The sequence below is a fragment of the Sphingopyxis chilensis genome (assembly GCF_035930445.1).
GTDB lineage: Bacteria > Pseudomonadota > Alphaproteobacteria > Sphingomonadales > Sphingomonadaceae > Sphingopyxis > Sphingopyxis chilensis.
The window spans coordinates 2584287-2599773 of the sequence record NZ_CP142394.1 but is presented as its reverse complement, the minus strand read 5'-3'; the positions used below and the strand labels follow the sequence as shown (position 1 = coordinate 2599773).

The following is a 15487-nucleotide window of genomic DNA, read 5'->3' as shown; positions in this document are numbered from 1 at the left end:
TCGAGCGAAGTCGAGATGCCTTTCGACCTTGCTCTGCCGCGAGGGGCGTCTCGACTGCGCTCGACACGAACGGATGGATTACAAGCTGCGCAGCGCCTGCGCGGGTTTCGCCGAGAGCAAAGGCCAGCTGCCCGCAATCCCGATCAGGAAAGACAGCCCCGCGCCGCCAAGCAAGGTCAGCCCGACGATCAGCGGGTCGGGGGCGAAGTCGAAGTCGAACAATTGCGTCACCACATACCAGGCGCCCGCAAGGCCAAGCCCCAGCGCCAGCACCGCCAATATCGCCGCGAGTACCGCATATTCCATGCCCTGCGCACCCAATATCTGGCCCCTCGTGGCGCCGAGCAGTTTCAGGATCACGCTGTCGTAAACGCGCCGCTCGCGGCTCGCCGCAATCGCACCGATCAGCACCGCGATCCCCGCGAGGATCGCGATGCTCGCCGCCGCGGCGATTGCCTGGCTCATCTGCGTCAGCAGGGTCGTGACCTGCGACACGACATCGCGCACCGCGATCAGCGACGCTGACGGGAAGGCACGCGGTATGCTGCGCGACAGGGCGGTTTCGGCCTCGGGGCCGACCGCCACCGTCGCGACCATATTATGCGGCGCCGCATCAAAGGTGCCGGGCGAAAAGACGAGCACATAGTTGAGCCCGAAATTGTCCCAGTTGACGGTGCGGAACGATGCGACCTTCGCCTGCACCTCGACCCCCAGCACATTGACCGACAGCGTGTCGCCCAGCTTCAGCCCGAGAGATGTGGCAACCTCCTGCTCGACACTGACCAAGGGCGGTCCCTTGTAATCGGCCGCCCACCATTGGCCGCCGACCAGCTCGCTGCCGTTGGGCAACACGGGGCTATAGGTTAGCCCCCGATCGCCGCGCAGCACCCACGCGCCCTCGGGCAATTCGGCGAGTTCGTCGACGCGCTGGCCGGCAAATTCGGTGACGCTGCCGCGCAGCGCCGGGATCATGTTGACCTCGGCCTTGGCGTCGGCCCCCTTCACCATCGTCTGAAAGCGCGCGGTCTCGGCGCGCGGGACGTCGAGCACGAAGAAGCTCGGCGCACGCTGCGGCACCGTCGAGCGGATTTCGGCAGTGATGCTCGTCTGGATCGCCGCCAGCGTCACGAACAAGGTCAGCCCGAGCCCGAGCGCGACGACGAGCGCCCCGGTTGCGGCGCCGGGGCGGTGCAGGTTTGCAAGCGCGAGGCGGAACAGCGGGCGTTTCGGTCGCGGCAGGCGGCTCGCGGTGCGCCGCACCAGCCAGCCGAGCCCGACGAGGATGAGGAGAAGACCGACCGCCGCCCCGATGAAACTCAAGGCGAACAAAGGTTCGCGCGCAGTGCCGACCGCCAGCGCGATGATCGCGGCCAGCGCCGCCGCGACCGCGACGACCGTCCGCCGGTCGATCCGCGCCGCGCCGCTGACCGTCGCGCGGTAAAGCCCGGCGGCGGGAACGTGCCGCGTCGCCGCGAGCGGGGGCAGGGCAAAGGCGATGGCGATGAGCAGGCCATAGGCGGCGCTGACGGCGAGCGGCAGCGGATAGATGGCGATACCGGGTTTGACCGGTAGCACATCGCCAGCGATCCAGCCGATGGCCGCGGGCGCGAGCGCGCCGACGATCAGGCCAGCGACGATGGACACCGCCGCGACCGCGAGAATCTGCAAACCATAGATACGCGCCACCGTGCCGCTGTCGGCGCCGAGCACTTTCAGCGTCGCGAGGCCGGGGCGCTTGCCCGCAAGATAGCTCGCGACGCCGTTGCCGACGCCGATCCCGGCGATCACCAACGCGGCCAGCCCGACGAGCGACAGGAACTGCCCCATGCGCTCGATGAAGCGCCGCGTGCCCGGAGCGCCGTTGCTGCTGTCGGTGATGTCCCAGCCCGCGTCGGGGAATTCGGCGGTCAGCGCCTTGCCGACCGCTTCTGGGTTCGCGCTGTCGGGCAGGCGGAGGCGATATTTGCTCTCGTAGAGGCTACCGGGCTGGATCAACTGCGTCGCGGGCAGGTCGGAAAGGCCGATGATCGCGACGGGGCCGAGCGTGAAGCCTTCGCCCAGCCGGTCGGGCTCCTCGGCGATGACGCCGTCGATCAGGAAACTCGTCTCGCCGAACTTCACGCGTTCGCCGACCTTGAGGTCGAGCCGCGAGACGAGATCCTTGCCGATCCAGATGTTGCCCGGCGGCGGCGGTCCTTTGCGCGCGCCGCTTTCCAGCCGCATTGTGCCATAGAGCGGGTAGGCGCCGTCGACCGCCTTCAATTCGGACAGCAAAGCCTCGCCATCTGGATCGTTCGCCATCGCGCGCAGCCGCACGGTGGCCGACGGCGTGCCGACACGGCGGAATCCCGCCATCTCCTCTGCCGTCGCCTCGCGCTGCGGCAGGCTGAATTCGACATCGCCGCCGAGGATCGTCTGCCCGCGCACTTCCAGCTCGGACGTGATACCGCGCGTCAGGCTGCCGATCGCCGCGAGCGTCGCGACGCCGAGGAACAGGCAGACGGCGAGGAGGCGGAGCCCCCGGATGCGCGCCGCAAGGTCGCGCCGAGCGATCCGCCAGAGCGTGGCGAGGGGCAACACCTAGGCCGCCCGCTCTTCGATTTTCCCGTCGTGCATCACGACCACGCGGTCGCAATGCTCGGCGAGTTCGGGGTCGTGCGTGATGATGAGCAAGGTCGCGCCCAATGCGGCACGGCGCGCGAAGATCAGTTCGATGATCGCCTGACCGGTTGCGGTGTCGAGGTTGCCCGTCGGCTCGTCGGCAAAGATGATCGCGGGCGAGCTCGCCATCGCACGCGCGATCGCGACGCGCTGCTGCTCGCCGCCCGACAATTGCGCGGGATAATGCGTCAGGCGGTGCCCGAGGCCGACGGCTTCAAGCTCGGCCGCGGCGCGTCCGAAGGGATCGGCAATCCCGGCCAACTCCAGCGGCACTGCGACATTCTCGAGCGCGGTCATCGTCGGCAGCAGATGGAAGGCTTGCAGCACAATGCCTATCCGCCCGCGCCTTGCGCGTGCGAGGTCATCCTCGTCCATCGTCGCGAAATCGAGCCCCGCGACGCGGATACTGCCGCCATTGGCGCGTTCGAGCCCGGCCAGAACCGCCATCAACGAACTTTTGCCCGATCCCGACGGCCCGAGCAGTGCGACCGAGGTTCCAGCGGGCACTTCCAGATCGACGCCGCGCAAAATTTCGACAGGGGCCTTGTCGCTTCCCAGCGTGAGCGTCACATTATGGGCGGCGATCGCCAGGTCTGGCGAAGGTCGAGGCGCGTCGGTCAAGAAGGGACCCTTTGAAATGAGAACGGCCGGATGGCGCTCTTACGCTTTATATGGTTGCGCGATCGTGCTTTGCCAACCGCTCGCCGCGTGCGGATCGGCGGAAAACCCGTCGGCTTCGACCAATGACAAGGTTGCGGCAAAAGCGGCGCCCGCTATCCCCGCCAACGCGCCGCTGGTCATCGCCTTTGGTGACTCGCTATACGCGGGCTACCAGCTTGGTCCAAAGGAAGGCCTTGCGCCGCAATTGCAGGCCGCGCTCGCCGACGATGGCGTCGTCGCGCGTGTCCAGAATGCCGGCGTTTCGGGCGATACGACCGCTGCCGGGCGCCAGCGCCTGACCTATGTGCTCGACCATGCGAAGGCGAAGCCCGCGCTCGTCGTGCTCGGGCTCGGCGGCAACGACATGCTGCGGGGCATCGGTCCCGACCAGACGCGCGCCAATCTCGACGCGATGCTCGCCGAGCTTCAGAAGCGCAAGATTCCGGTCCTGCTCACCGGCATGATGGCGGCGCCGAACCTCGGCAGCGACTATGCAAACAAGTTCAACCCGATCTATCCCGAACTTGCATCGAAATATGAGGCGAGCTTCTATCCTTTCATTCTCGACAATGTCGTCACCGATAAATCGCTGATGCTGGGCGACAATCTCCACCCGAATGCCAAGGGGGTGAAGGTCGTGGCCGAGGGGCTCGCGCCGCTCGTCGAACAGGCGCTGCCGAACGCGGGCTAGGTGCCGCGCGGGCCGAACAATATGATCGCCGCGCCGCCAAGGCAGACCGCGGCGCCGATCAAATCCCAGCGGTCGGGCTTCGCGCCTTCGACCGCCCACAGCCACACCAGCGCCGAAACGATATAGACCCCGCCATAAGCGGCATAGGTGCGTCCCGCATGCTCGGCATCGACGAGCGTGAGTAAATACGCGAACAGCGCAAGCGACGCCACGCCGGGCACAATCCACCACACCGGCTTGTCCAGCCGCAGCCACGCCCAGAAAGCGAAGCAGCCCGCGATTTCGGCGAGCGCCGCGCCGATATAAGCCAATGCCGTCATCGCCGCACCGTGGCGGGATCGCGGGCAAAAGAAAAGGGGCGACCCGCGGGCCGCCCCTCCTTTGTCATTCGCTGTTCCGAAGGATCAGAAAGCGAAACCGATGCCGGCGACGAAGGTGTCGAAGTCACCGAAATTGTCGATGAACTGGTGACGATATTCGCCCTTGGCATAGACGTTCTGGGTCAGCTTGTGCTGGTAGCCGGCACCGACGTACGGATCGTCGACGTCGCCGAAGGTGTAGCCGCCGGTGGCGTAGAGCTTGCCGTTGGCACCGATCTTGGCGCCAACGCGGCCGCCGGCCGAGAACTGGACGTTCGCGCCATCGACGAGCACCTTGTCGCCCGCGATTTCGGCACCGACGAAGGTCGAGCTGCCGAGGTCGAAGTCATAACCGGCGGCGAGGCCGGCCGTGCCTTCGTCCTGGCCATTGCCGGTGATCAGGCCGCCGCGAACTTCCACGCGGCCTTCGCCGGCGGGGGCCGCAAGGGCGGGGGTGGCAACGACAGCGGAGAGGAGAGCGGCTGCAACTGCGAATTTTTTCATTTTTCGTTCCTTCAATCAAATCAGGCCTACGCCCTTTGGGTCGCGGCCCGGCCCCTAAATGGGGTTCGCGGCTGTCGCTGCAATGAACGGATCGTTCAGAATATGACAATTTTCTTACCTGTGTTATTTTTACCACACGGTATAGAATAGCTATGCAGGATCGCGCCCTGAAAAGGACGGATTTCTGAGGGTATTTTGCAGTGATAATAACGCGCAGCTTGCGCGATCAGCCGAGCGCGGCCTGCTTTTCCTCGGCAATACGGTCGAGTTCGGCGCGCGTGGGCTTGGTCGCGGCGCTCTTCAATTGCCCGCACGCCGCCATGATGTCGCGCCCGCGCGGGGTACGCACCGGCGCGGAAATTCCGGCCTTGAAGATCAGGTTGCTGAACGCGCGCACTCGCTCGGGGCTCGAGCATTCATAGGGTGCGCCGGGCCAGGGGTTGAAGGGGATCAGATTGACCTTTGCCGGCAGATCATAGTGTTTGATCAGCCGGACGAGTTCGCGCGCATCCGCGTCGCTGTCATTCTTGTCCTTCAGCATCACATATTCGAACGTGATGCGCCGTGCATTGTTCGCGCCCGGATAGTCGGCGCACGCCTGCAGCAGTTCCTCGATGCCATATTTGCGGTTGAGTGGCACGATTTCGTCGCGCACTTCCTTGCTCACCGCGTGGAGCGAAACGGCCAGGTTGACGCCGATCTCTTCGCCCGCGCGCGCCATCATCGGCACCACGCCGCTGGTCGATAGCGTGATGCGCCGCTTCGACAGCGCGAGCCCGTCGCCGTCCATCACAATCTTTAGCGCGCCCTTGACCTCGTCGAAATTATAGAGCGGCTCGCCCATACCCATCATCACGATGTTGGTGAGCATGCGGCCGTCGGCGGTGTAATGGCCGACTGCGTCATCGTCGGCGTCCACATCTTCGGGGTCGGCGCCAAACCCCGCCATCGTGCCTTTGGGCCATTCGCCGAGCGCGTCGCGCGCCAGCAGGACCTGCCCGACGATTTCGCCCGCGCCGAGGTTGCGCACGAGGCGCATCGTGCCGGTGTGGCAGAAGCGGCAATTGAGCGTGCAGCCGACCTGGCTCGATACACAGAGCGTTCCCCGATCGGCATCGGGGATGAAGACCATCTCATATTCCTGGCCGTCGGCGGCCGCGAGCAGCCATTTGCGCGTGCCGTCGCTCGACACCTGCGCCTCGCGCACCGTCGGGCGCCCGATGATGAAGCGGTCGGTGAGCCAGGGGCGCATCGTCTTGGCAATGTCGGTCATCGCCTCGAAATCGGTGACGCCGCGGTGATAGATCCAATGCCAGATTTGCTTTGCGCGCAGCTTGGCCGCCTTGGCATCGAGTCCGGCCTCGACCAGCTCAGCGCGGATGGCATCGCGCGTCAGCCCGACGAGGTCGATGCGGTTGCCGCCGCGCAGCGGGACAGTGCCCGTCGTGACGGGATCGATATGGCCGGGAATCTGCATGATGCGCGGCCATATAGTGGGGAAGGGGGAAAAGCGCAATTCTCACGCTTGTCATTGCGAGGAGCGTAGCGAGGCAATCCAGCGCGGCGCAAGGCTGCTCTGGATTGCTTCGCTACGCTCGCAGTGACGATATGAAGGCGGAGTTATAGATTCTTCAGCATCGCCAGCACCTGCGGCACGCTGCCGTTCGCCTCGGCATTGCGCAGCGGCAGCACGTTCTGGACGAGGATTTCCTCGGGCGTCGGTTCGATCGCAAACAGCGCCATCACCTCGTCGGCGAAATCGTCGAGCGGCATATAGCCCTCGCGCGTCGACTGGCCGGGGGTCAGGTCGGTGCGCACCGCGGGCGGCGCCAACTCGATCACCTCGACCTTGCCCGCGAGCTGGATGCGCAGCGCGACCGAATAGCTGTGCATCGCGGCCTTGGTCGCCGAATAGGTCGGCGCTTTGGGAAAGGGCACGAAGGCGAGCCCCGACGTCACATTGACGATCGCGCTGTCCGCTTGCGCCGCCAGATGATCGACGAGTGCGTCGGTCAGCCGGATCGGCCCGAGGATGTTGGTCACGACTGTCGCTTCAGCCTCTGTCAGGTCGCGCTTCGCGCTCGCGTCTTCGGCGCTCATGATGCCGGCATTGTTGACCAGCACATTGAGGCCGGGATGTTTGGCGACGATCTCCTTCGCGAAGGCGGCGATCGCATCGGCGTCGGTGACGTCGAGCGAGACTGCCGCCATATTCGGCCGTCCTGCGATCGCAGCGTCGAGTTTCGCGGTGTTGCGCCCGGTGATGATGACATTGTTGCCGGCGTCGTGCCAGCGCCGCGCGAGTGCGAGCCCGATGCCCGAGCCGCCGCCGGTGACAAGGATGGTGTTGCCCGTCGTCTTCATGGTCTTTCGTCCTTTGCAGAGGGGGAAGGACTGTCTAGATATCCCTACACTCTCCAAAAGAAAGAAGGCACCCGAAAGTGCCATAGTTACCAGAAAGAGAGTTTTGGATTTTCCGCTATGCCTATGCCCGAAAAAATTTCATATGATCCGCACGCGCCGATCGACCCGCGCGTCGAAACGCTCGTCAACGAGCTCATCGGCCGAGTCGCCGACAAATGGACTCTACTCGTTCTCGAAGAGCTGGAGGATCGTGGAACCTGCCGCTTCACCGAATTGTCGCGGCTCGTTCCGGGGATCAGCCAGAAGATGCTGACCCAGACCTTGCGCGCGATGGAACGCGATGGCCTGCTGGTCCGGACGGTCCATCCGGTCGTTCCGCCGAAGGTCGAATATTGCCTGACCGATCTGGGGCATAGTCTGGGCGAGGCTTTTTGCGGGGTCTGGATCTGGGCAGAGACCAATCTCGAACGGATCGAAAAGGCCCGGTCGGCCTTTGATTCGCGCGGGTGAAGGAAGGGCGGTGCTCTACCCCTTGCGCCCGAACTGTCCCGGCACGCCGGTTGCACGGGTGAGCCCGGGGCGCCAGGTGTCGACGCGTGGTGGCGGCACGATCTGGAAATCGGCCCTGCTGTCGGCGGCGACGATCGTATCGTTATGCGCGGCGCGCAGGCGCATGGTCTGGATTTCGCGGTCGGTCTGAAGGCCGAAACGCGTTCCGGCAACCCAGCGTACCGTGCCCATCATCGGTTCGTGGCCGGGCAGGAACAGCGTCATCCGCTCGCCGATCTGCAATATATGAGGGCCCTGTCCACCAACTCCGGTCAGCGAGACATTGCGAAGGGTGACATCGAACCGGCCCAGCCTCTGACAGGCGAGCGCCGCCTTGACCAGACGCGACTGCCGCGGCTGGCGCTTTTCATCGGGGGCCGGTGAGGCAGGGGAAGCCTCGGGATTCGACATGCGCGACTCAAATATCTGCCGCCCGATTCCCACCTCGGACGGTTATCTTATTGGTCCCAAGCACCAGTCCTAAACAGGGAAGGTAAATTTTCGTATATCGTGTTTGATAATTACGCGGAATATTTGGCCGGCGGGAACGAGCGCCGCCCGTCGCCCGCTTGGGTTCAATAGGCCAGCGCACACCCGTCGGCGCGCATCTCGCTCGCCGCCGCATATACGCGCGTGTCGCCGTCCGTGCGATGCTCGACGCACTGATAGCGTCCAAAGCCCCCGTCGGACTCGCCCAATGTCCACCCGATATCGGCGAGCTTGCGGCGGCTTGCGTCGGGAACGCCGTTTTCGAGTCGCAGCAAGCCGGCCGCGCCGAGACCGGGCGAATCCTCGCCCATCGATTCGGACGACCCTTCATGATGCCAGCGCGGCGAGTCGCCAGCGGCCTGGATCTCGAGCCCGTAATCGACGCGATTGATGACGATCTGCGCCTGTCCTTGCGGCTGCATGTCGCCGCCCATCACCCCGAAGCTCATCCACGGCACATCCCCGCGCGCCGCAAAGCCCGGAATGATCGTCTGGAACGGCCGCTTGCCGGGCGCATAGATGTTCGGATGCCCATCCTGCAGACTGAACAGTTGCCCACGATCCTGGAACATGAAGCCCAGCCCGTCGGCAACGAGACCCGACCCCATGCCGCGGAAGTTCGACTGGATCATCGACACCATCATCCCGTCCTTGTCGGCGCAGCTGAAATAGGTGGTGTCGCCGCGGCTCGGCGCTTGTCCCGGATGCACGGGGGTGAGCAGGCGGTCGGGGCGGATCAGCTTCGCGCGTTCGGCGGCATAATCCTTCGAAATCAGCCATTCCACCGGCACGTTGGCAAAGTGCGGATCGGCATAATATCGCGCGCGGTCCTCATAGGCGAGGCGTTTCGCCTCGGCCTGCAAATGGATCGACAGCGCCGACTGAAAGCCGGCGCCTTTCAGGTCGAACTGCTCGAGGATGTTGAGCATCTGCAGGGTCGCGATGCCCTGCGTGTTGGCGCCGAGCGCATAGACGTCGGTGCCGCGATAGCCGGTCTTGTGCGGCTCGATCCATTCGGATCGATGCGCGGCGAGATCCTCGTAGCGTAGCCAGCCGCCGATCCGCTTGAAATAGGCGTCGATCGTCCGCGCGATTTCGCCTTCGTAAAAGGCGTCGCGCCCGCCCTCGGCAATCAGGCGGAAGGTGCGTGCGAGGTCGGGATTGCGGAAGACCTGCCCCGCCGCGGGGCCCTTGCCGTCGCCGAGCCCATAGGTGCGCAGCGCATTGTCGACCTCTTCGATCCCGCGACCCGGCTGGCGGAAGCCCGCGAGGCTGCGGCGGATATAATAAGCGATCATGTCGGGCACCGGCGCACCCGCTTCCGCATGCGCGATGACGGGCTCGAACAAATCCTTCCACGGCAGCTTGCCGTAACGCTGGTGCATCGTCCACCAGCCGTCGACCGTGCCCGGCACCGACACGCTGATCGCGCCATAGGCGGGCAGCGTGCCGCCCTTGGCGCGCGACCGCACCGTCGCGAGGTCGAGCCCGCGCGGGCTCTTGCCCGATCCGGCGAGGCCCGCGAGCTTCTTCGCCTTCGGGTCCCAGATCATCGCATAGACGTCGCCGCCGATGCCGTTCGCGGTGGGTTCGAGCAGCCCGAGGCACGCGTTGATCGCGATCGCCGCATCGACCGCCGACCCGCCGCGTTTCAATATGTCGATCCCCGCCTGTGTCGCGAGCGGGTGTGCGGTGCCCGCCGCGCCGCTGAGACCATAAGCGGCCGTGCGCGATGCGAAGCTCGCACCGACCGGGCGGTCACCGCTTTGGACGTCGGGTCGCAGGAACCGGTCGGCGCCCGCTTCCCAGACCGGCGGCGTCGAAGCGTTCGTCTTGGGCGCGGCGGGCGCTGGCTTGGGTTTCGTGCCCTCTGCGAAGCTTGCGGTCGGCAACAGCGCGGCGGCCGGAACGGCGGCAAGGAGTGTACGGCGGCGCATGGGCTCAGATCCCTTTGACAAAAAAGCCTACTTTTGCGGGATGTGCGCGCGATGGCAAGGTCGGATTCGATATCCGTCGATGGCGACAGGGCGATCCCGCGCCAACAAAAAGCCCGCCCGTGCCGGGGCACAGGCGGGCCGATTGTCAACTTGCCGGGATGTTAGCGCAGGCCCGAGAAGCGAATGTCGTGAATGCGGCCATAGCGGATGTCGCAGGTGAACTTGCCCTTGTCATACGACCCGCCGCGACCCCAGCGGCCCCGCCAGCCGTCATTGACGACCACGCGGCCCTTGACGCGATAGCCGTCGCGCTTGCGGTCGATGTCCGTCACCTGGGTGACGTCGGTGCGGCCATAGCGGCGGCTGCCGCGCTCGACGGCGTTGACGCACTGACCGACTGCGCTGCGGCTGTTGCCATAACGGTTATAGTCATAGCCATAGCCGTAGCGCGGGTCGTTATATCGGCCGCGATAACGGTCGTCGTAGCGGTCATAGCGGTCGTTGTTGCTCGACAAGATCGCCGCGAGGCCGCCGAGCACGACGGCGCCGGCGATGATTTCGCCTGCGCTGATGCCGTCGCGATCATAACGGTCGCGCGCGGCGGCGGGGGCGGCGCTCATCAGCATCGCGCCGGCGGTGGCCGCACCAACTGCGGCCCTGGTAAGGTTCGTCTTGATAGCCATGGTTCGGTCTCCTCAAACAAGCGCAGGCGGCGTGTCGCGGCCTGTTGAGGATGGTTTACCGATTCGGCGGTGACGCGGCCCTGAACTGGGTGCTTATCTGGCGTTCAGCCTGGGTTTTGCTGGCGTTCATAAAGGAAAAGGCCCCTCGCCGCGGGCGAGAGGCCTATTGCCGGTCCTCGATCCGGTCAGCCGAAACTGACATCGACGACGCGACCGTTTTGATAGCTGCAGCCGAAGCTCCGTACCTCGCCGCCAAGGCGCGAAGCCGTGCCGGTGACATACCAGCCGCCGTTGTTGGATTCGGCTCCGGTGATGCTGTCGACGCGCGCGTCATTGCCCATCTCGCCTTCGACCGCCCAGCTGCATGCGTCGGCGGCGCGGCTTTCGGTTTCGCTCCGGCCATAAGCGCCGCGCGTTGCGTCGTCGTCCTGAGAGTCGGGTTCGTAACGGGGCACCTCATATCGCTCGTCTTCCCGATATGGCGGATCGTACCGGTAATCGGGCGCCCGCTCGCGCCGGTCCTTGCTCGCGGCGCTGGCGATCGCGGCGATCGTCCCGATGATCAGCAGCCCGCCGAGCACGTCGCCGGTGCTGATCCGGTCGTGATGGCGATAGCCCCAGCCGCCATGGCGCCCGCGCGCTTCGGCGGGTGTCGCACTGAAGCCGACCGAGGTCAGGACGATTGCGGCCGCGGTCGCAAGGCTGGTCAGTTTGCGCATTGAGGGAAACTCCCCTGTGGCGAGCTCCGGACGGTCCGGCTCGCATATGGTCATGCTAGGCGCGCGATGCTTTCGCGGCGGTGAACCGTTGCTGTCGCAAGGCGAGGCGAGTCCCATGAAAAAGGCCCGCCATCCGGTGGATGACGGGCCTTGGGACCAGTTATAGGTGACCAGACCTATTCCTTGACTCTCAGCACACGCAGCGCAGCACCGGCTTGGGTTTCGGCTTCCATTTCTTCTTCGCCACATAGCGTTTCCGCACCGGGACATTTTCATAATAGGTACGCGTCGATGTCTCGACCGTCTCGGTCACGATCGGCGGTCCGTTGATGATCGTCGTGACGACGACGCCGGGCGTATAATAACCATAGCTATAACCATAACCGCCATGCCGGTAGGTGGTCGAATAGCCGCTGGGGCCATAACCGCCCTGATAATGGGCGCCTTGATAGCGAGCGCTGCGGCTCGACCACCATTCGTCGCATTTCCGCTTGTCCGCGGCGCTTCCGACTGCCGAGCCGGCGAGCGCGCCGACTCCGGCGCCGATCAGCGTGCCCGCGGCGCGGTCGCCGCGCCCGGCAATGCGGTTGCCGGCGATGCCCCCCACGAGCCCGCCGACAACCGCGCCGCCCACTGTGCCCCCCCGGCCACAGCGGCGTTCCATCTCCGCTTCATAATGCGGGTCGTACCCGCCGCTATAATATGGATCATAGGCAGGTGGCGGCGGATAGCCGGCGCCATGCCCCTCTATCGTGCCCTCGTACCGGCCTTCGTAACGACGTCCGTCGGGCGCTTCGTAAGTGCCGTCCCAGGTACCGGTCCAGCGACCCTCGGCGTCATAGCTGCCATCGACGCGGCGATATTCCACCTCGCTCGGCACGCGGTCGGGATAGCCGGTGTAGACGCGTGTATCGGGATCGGCGGGAACGCCATAGTCGAGCGCCGGTTGTTCGGCGCGCGCATGGCCCGCCAGTAACAACGACCCCGCGGCCAGCCCCAACAACACGAACGTGCGCATGATTTGCTCCCTGTTCCCTCGGCCCGAACCGATTGGTTAACAACTTGTTAGCAAAAATGGCGTCTGTTCGCGAATCCGTTAACCGTGAAGTATCTGTCCCGATTTGGGGCGGGTTCAGCCGGCGAGTGATGCCGCTATGCGTGCCACCAGTGCCTCGGCACCCGCCTGATCGGCGGCGGTGAAGCGCGCCGGGAGCGGGCTGTCGAGGTCGAGCACGCCGACCAGCCGGTCGTTTGCGATTACCGGGACGACAAGCTCGCTACGGCTGTCGGCATCGCACGCGATATGGCCGGGAAAGGCGTGGACATCCTCCACCCGCTGCGTCGCGCGAAGCCGAGCGGCCGCGCCGCACACGCCCTTGTCGAGCGCGATACGGATGCACGCGGCCTTGCCCTGAAAGGGGCCGAGGACAAGTTCGGTCCCGTCGAAACGATAGAAGCCCGCCCAGTTGAGGTCCGGGATCGCCTGCCAGATCAGCGCCGCGATATTCGCCATATTGGCGATGCCGTCGCGCTCGCCCGCAACGAGCGCCGTGGCGGCGTCGCTCGCCTCGGCCCAGCGTTCGGCGGGATCGATGGCGGTGAAGGCGAGAGTATAGGGCATTATTCGACGTCCAGTCCGGTCCATTTCGCCGCAAAGGCATATTTGTCGGCGGCTTCGGCGATGATCTTGTCGGTCGGCTTGCCGCTGCCGTGGCCCGCGCGCGTTTCGACGCGGATCAGGTGCGGCTTGTCACCCGCCTTCGCATGCTGGAGCGCGGCGGTATATTTGAAGCTGTGCCCCGGCACGACGCGATCGTCGGTGTCGGCGGTGGTCACGAGCACGGCCGGATAGGAAACGCCATCCCTGATATTGTGATAGGGCGAATAGCCGAGCAGGTTTTTGAAATCGTCTTCCTTCGACGGATAGCCATAATCGTCGACCCAATAGCGCCCCGCAGTGAAGCGGTCGAAGCGCAGCATGTCCATGACGCCGACCGCGGGCAGCGCCGCGGCGAAGAGGTCGGGGCGCTGGTTGGTGACTGCGCCGACGAGCAGGCCGCCGTTCGACCCGCCCTCGATCGCGATCTGACCCTTGCTCGCGATGCCTTGCGCGATCAGATATTCGCCCGCGGCGATGAAATCGTCGAAGACATTCTGCTTCTTGTCCAGCCGGCCGGCATCGTGCCATGCCTTCCCATATTCGCCGCCGCCGCGCAGGTTCGCGATCGCGAGCACGCCGCCCTTGTCGACCCAGGCGAGCCGCGTCGGCGAAAAGGCCGGCGTCATCGACACGTTGAACCCGCCATAGCCATAGAGAAGCGTCGGCGAGCCCTTGCTGCGCTCGAGGCCCTTTTTCATCACGATGAACATCGGCACTTCGGTGCCGTCCTTCGATTTATAGAAGCGCTGCTCGACGCTGAAGTCGGCGGGCTTGAAGGTCAGTTTGGGCTCCGCGAAAATCTCGCTCTTCCCGGTCTGCGTGTCGAAGCGATAGATCGTGGTCGGCCGCGCATAGCTCGAAAAGGCGTAGAAGGTTTCGGGATCGCTCGACTTGCCGCCGAAGCCCGATGCGGCGCCGATGTCGGCGAGCTGGATGTTCGCGACCGGCTTGCCGTCGAGCGCGACCATTCGCGCCTCCGACTTCGCATCGCCGAGGTAGGAAAGGATGATGCGGTCCCCGACGCGCGACGCGCCGACCAGCGTCGCGTCATTCTCGCCGACCAGCTGCGTCAGTTCGCCGGGCTTTTTGATGTCGAACGAGACGATCCGTCCGCGCGGCGCCCCCTTGTTGGTCAGGAAAGTGAAGCGCGTGCCCGCGTTGGTCACATATTCCCAGTTATTCGCAAAATCATCGACGAGGGTAATCGGCTTCGCGCCGCGCTTGCCGAGCGGATGGAGCGTCAGTCCATAGCGTTCGTCGGTCCCCTCGGACGAGATGACGAGCAGATATTTGCCGTCATCGGTGACGACCGCGCTGTTATTCAGCTTGGGCTTGTCCGGGGTCGCGTGGATCAGCACATCCTCGCTCTGCGGCGTGCCGAGCTTGTGGAAATAGACGCTGTGATTTTCGTTCAATGACTGGAATGCCTCGCCCTGCTCGGGCTCCGGGAAGCGCGAATAATAAAAGCCGCTGCCGTCCTTGGCCCAATCGAGGCCTGAGAATTTGACCCAGCGCACCTCGTCGGACAGGTCTTGCCCCGTCGCGACGTCCTTGACGCGCACGATGCGCCAGTCGGTGCCGCCGTCCTGCACCGAATAGAGGAGATGCTTGCCGTCCTCCGACGGGTTCCATTCGGCGAGCGCGGTCGCGCCGTCCTTGGCCCATAAATTGGGATCGATCAGCACGCGGCCTTCGCCCTTCAGCCCTTCGCGGACATAGAGTACCGATTGCGGCTGCAATCCGTCGTTGCGGCTGTAGAAATAGCGCGTTCCCGCCTTGGTCGGCAGGCCGAAGCGTTCGTAATTGTAAAGCTCGGTCATCCGCGCCTTGAACGCGTCACGGCCGGGCAGCGTGTCGAGATAGGCGTCGGTCACCTTGTTCTGCGCCGCCACCCAGTCGGCGACCTCCGGATTGACGCGAACGTCGTCCTCCAGCCAGCGATAGGGATCGGCGACGTCGACGCCGAACTGCGGCTCGACCGTGTCGCCGCGCGCCGTATCGGGATAGGCGAGCATCGGGGCAGGCGCCGACGCCGCCGCGGCTTCCGCCGCCTGTGCTGCCGCCGGAGTCATGGCGAGGGCAACCAGCGCGAGCGGGGCGGACAGGCTTTTACGGGGCATGGCAAGGCGACCTCAATCATCCAGGAAATTATCGTGCGCCTGTATGTAAGGATCAGCAAGGGGCGGGCAAGGGGATTCGATCACCATCCTT

General features: G+C 65.1%; 15 protein-coding genes. 2 read left to right on the top strand and 13 right to left on the bottom strand.

From position 1 onward, the window contains the following. Positions 1–78: 78 nt before the first annotated feature. Together VSX79_RS12080 and VSX79_RS12075 are read right to left on the bottom strand one after the other, a co-directional pair. Positions 79–2580 carry an ABC transporter permease gene (locus VSX79_RS12080; RefSeq protein WP_179495128.1) on the bottom strand — a complete coding sequence of 834 codons (2502 nt, stop codon included), beginning with the start codon at positions 2578–2580 and terminating at the stop codon, positions 79–81. Then, positions 2581–3282, bottom strand: a complete 702-nt coding sequence (locus tag VSX79_RS12075) for an ABC transporter ATP-binding protein (RefSeq protein WP_326913464.1) — start codon at positions 3280–3282, stop codon at positions 2581–2583. A 16-nt stretch (positions 3283–3298) separates the two neighbouring features. On the opposite strand from VSX79_RS12075, the gene VSX79_RS12070 reads away from it, so the two are divergent. Beyond that, positions 3299–4012, top strand: coding sequence for an arylesterase (locus tag VSX79_RS12070; RefSeq protein ID WP_326913463.1), 714 nt, complete (start codon positions 3299–3301; stop codon positions 4010–4012). Here the strand turns inward: VSX79_RS12070 and VSX79_RS12065 are convergent. The 4 genes from VSX79_RS12065 to VSX79_RS12050 all read right to left on the bottom strand — a co-directional run bounded on the left by VSX79_RS12065 (position 4009) and on the right by VSX79_RS12050 (position 7239). Beyond that, a complete protein-coding gene (locus tag VSX79_RS12065; protein ID WP_326913462.1) occupies positions 4009–4332 on the bottom strand; it encodes a YnfA family protein in 324 nt (107 codons plus the stop codon). The genes VSX79_RS12070 and VSX79_RS12065 overlap by 4 nt on opposite strands. Positions 4333–4416: 84 nt before the next feature. Beyond that, on the bottom strand, positions 4417–4875 hold the full coding sequence (locus VSX79_RS12060; protein ID WP_179495136.1) for an outer membrane protein: 459 nt from the start codon (positions 4873–4875) through the stop codon (positions 4417–4419). Between the two features lie 226 nt (positions 4876–5101). Continuing rightward, a complete protein-coding gene (rlmN, locus tag VSX79_RS12055) occupies positions 5102–6352 on the bottom strand; it encodes a 23S rRNA (adenine(2503)-C(2))-methyltransferase RlmN (RefSeq protein ID WP_179495138.1) in 1251 nt (416 codons plus the stop codon). 143 nt (positions 6353–6495) lie between these two features. After that, the gene (locus VSX79_RS12050; RefSeq protein ID WP_326913461.1) at positions 6496–7239 is read right to left on the bottom strand and encodes an SDR family oxidoreductase; all 744 of its coding nucleotides are present in this window, start codon (positions 7237–7239) and stop codon (positions 6496–6498) included. A gap of 117 nt (positions 7240–7356) precedes the next feature. Here VSX79_RS12050 and VSX79_RS12045 point away from each other — a divergent pair, with 117 nt between their 5' ends. Further along, positions 7357–7749 carry a winged helix-turn-helix transcriptional regulator gene (locus VSX79_RS12045; protein ID WP_179495142.1) on the top strand — a complete coding sequence of 131 codons (393 nt, stop codon included), beginning with the start codon at positions 7357–7359 and terminating at the stop codon, positions 7747–7749. A 15-nt stretch (positions 7750–7764) separates the two neighbouring features. Here VSX79_RS12045 and VSX79_RS12040 read toward each other — a convergent pair whose 3' ends face one another. The 7 genes from VSX79_RS12040 to VSX79_RS12010 form a co-directional block, all read right to left on the bottom strand. Beyond that, positions 7765–8199, bottom strand: coding sequence for a PilZ domain-containing protein (locus VSX79_RS12040; protein WP_179495144.1), 435 nt, complete (start codon positions 8197–8199; stop codon positions 7765–7767). A 164-nt stretch (positions 8200–8363) separates the two neighbouring features. Then, entirely contained in the window at positions 8364–10214 is a 1851-nt protein-coding gene (locus tag VSX79_RS12035; protein WP_179495146.1) for a gamma-glutamyltransferase family protein, read from the bottom strand. A 161-nt stretch (positions 10215–10375) separates the two neighbouring features. Continuing rightward, on the bottom strand, positions 10376–10897 hold the full coding sequence (locus VSX79_RS12030; RefSeq protein ID WP_179495148.1) for a hypothetical protein: 522 nt from the start codon (positions 10895–10897) through the stop codon (positions 10376–10378). A gap of 185 nt (positions 10898–11082) precedes the next feature. Next, on the bottom strand, positions 11083–11616 hold the full coding sequence (locus VSX79_RS12025) for a hypothetical protein (RefSeq protein WP_326913460.1): 534 nt from the start codon (positions 11614–11616) through the stop codon (positions 11083–11085). Between the two features lie 190 nt (positions 11617–11806). Next, positions 11807–12634 (bottom strand): glycine zipper domain-containing protein, encoded by an 828-nt coding sequence (locus VSX79_RS12020; RefSeq protein ID WP_326913459.1) that lies wholly within the window; start codon positions 12632–12634, stop codon positions 11807–11809. Between the two features lie 114 nt (positions 12635–12748). Further along, positions 12749–13237 (bottom strand): GAF domain-containing protein, encoded by a 489-nt coding sequence (locus tag VSX79_RS12015; protein ID WP_326913458.1) that lies wholly within the window; start codon positions 13235–13237, stop codon positions 12749–12751. Beyond that, positions 13237–15396 (bottom strand): prolyl oligopeptidase family serine peptidase, encoded by a 2160-nt coding sequence (locus VSX79_RS12010; RefSeq protein ID WP_179495163.1) that lies wholly within the window; start codon positions 15394–15396, stop codon positions 13237–13239. Before VSX79_RS12010 ends, VSX79_RS12015 begins: the two co-directional genes overlap by 1 nt. Between the last annotated feature and the right edge of the window lie 91 nt (positions 15397–15487).

Bases quoted from the DNA above. Each gene is read 5' to 3' on its own strand.
- VSX79_RS12070 (WP_326913463.1), top strand. From the start codon at position 3,299: ATGAGAACGGCCGGATGGCGCTCTTACGCTTTATATGGTTGCGCGATC.
- VSX79_RS12065 (WP_326913462.1), bottom strand. From the start codon at position 4,332: ATGACGGCATTGGCTTATATCGGCGCGGCGCTCGCCGAAATCGCGGGC.
- VSX79_RS12060 (WP_179495136.1), bottom strand. From the start codon at position 4,875: ATGAAAAAATTCGCAGTTGCAGCCGCTCTCCTCTCCGCTGTCGTTGCC.
- rlmN (WP_179495138.1), bottom strand. From the start codon at position 6,352: ATGCAGATTCCCGGCCATATCGATCCCGTCACGACGGGCACTGTCCCG.
- VSX79_RS12050 (WP_326913461.1), bottom strand. From the start codon at position 7,239: ATGAAGACGACGGGCAACACCATCCTTGTCACCGGCGGCGGCTCGGGC.
- VSX79_RS12045 (WP_179495142.1), top strand. From the start codon at position 7,357: ATGCCTATGCCCGAAAAAATTTCATATGATCCGCACGCGCCGATCGAC.
- VSX79_RS12040 (WP_179495144.1), bottom strand. From the start codon at position 8,199: ATGTCGAATCCCGAGGCTTCCCCTGCCTCACCGGCCCCCGATGAAAAG.
- VSX79_RS12035 (WP_179495146.1), bottom strand. From the start codon at position 10,214: ATGCGCCGCCGTACACTCCTTGCCGCCGTTCCGGCCGCCGCGCTGTTG.
- VSX79_RS12030 (WP_179495148.1), bottom strand. From the start codon at position 10,897: ATGGCTATCAAGACGAACCTTACCAGGGCCGCAGTTGGTGCGGCCACC.
- VSX79_RS12025 (WP_326913460.1), bottom strand. From the start codon at position 11,616: ATGCGCAAACTGACCAGCCTTGCGACCGCGGCCGCAATCGTCCTGACC.
- VSX79_RS12020 (WP_326913459.1), bottom strand. From the start codon at position 12,634: ATGCGCACGTTCGTGTTGTTGGGGCTGGCCGCGGGGTCGTTGTTACTG.
- VSX79_RS12015 (WP_326913458.1), bottom strand. From the start codon at position 13,237: ATGCCCTATACTCTCGCCTTCACCGCCATCGATCCCGCCGAACGCTGG.
- VSX79_RS12010 (WP_179495163.1), bottom strand. From the start codon at position 15,396: ATGCCCCGTAAAAGCCTGTCCGCCCCGCTCGCGCTGGTTGCCCTCGCC.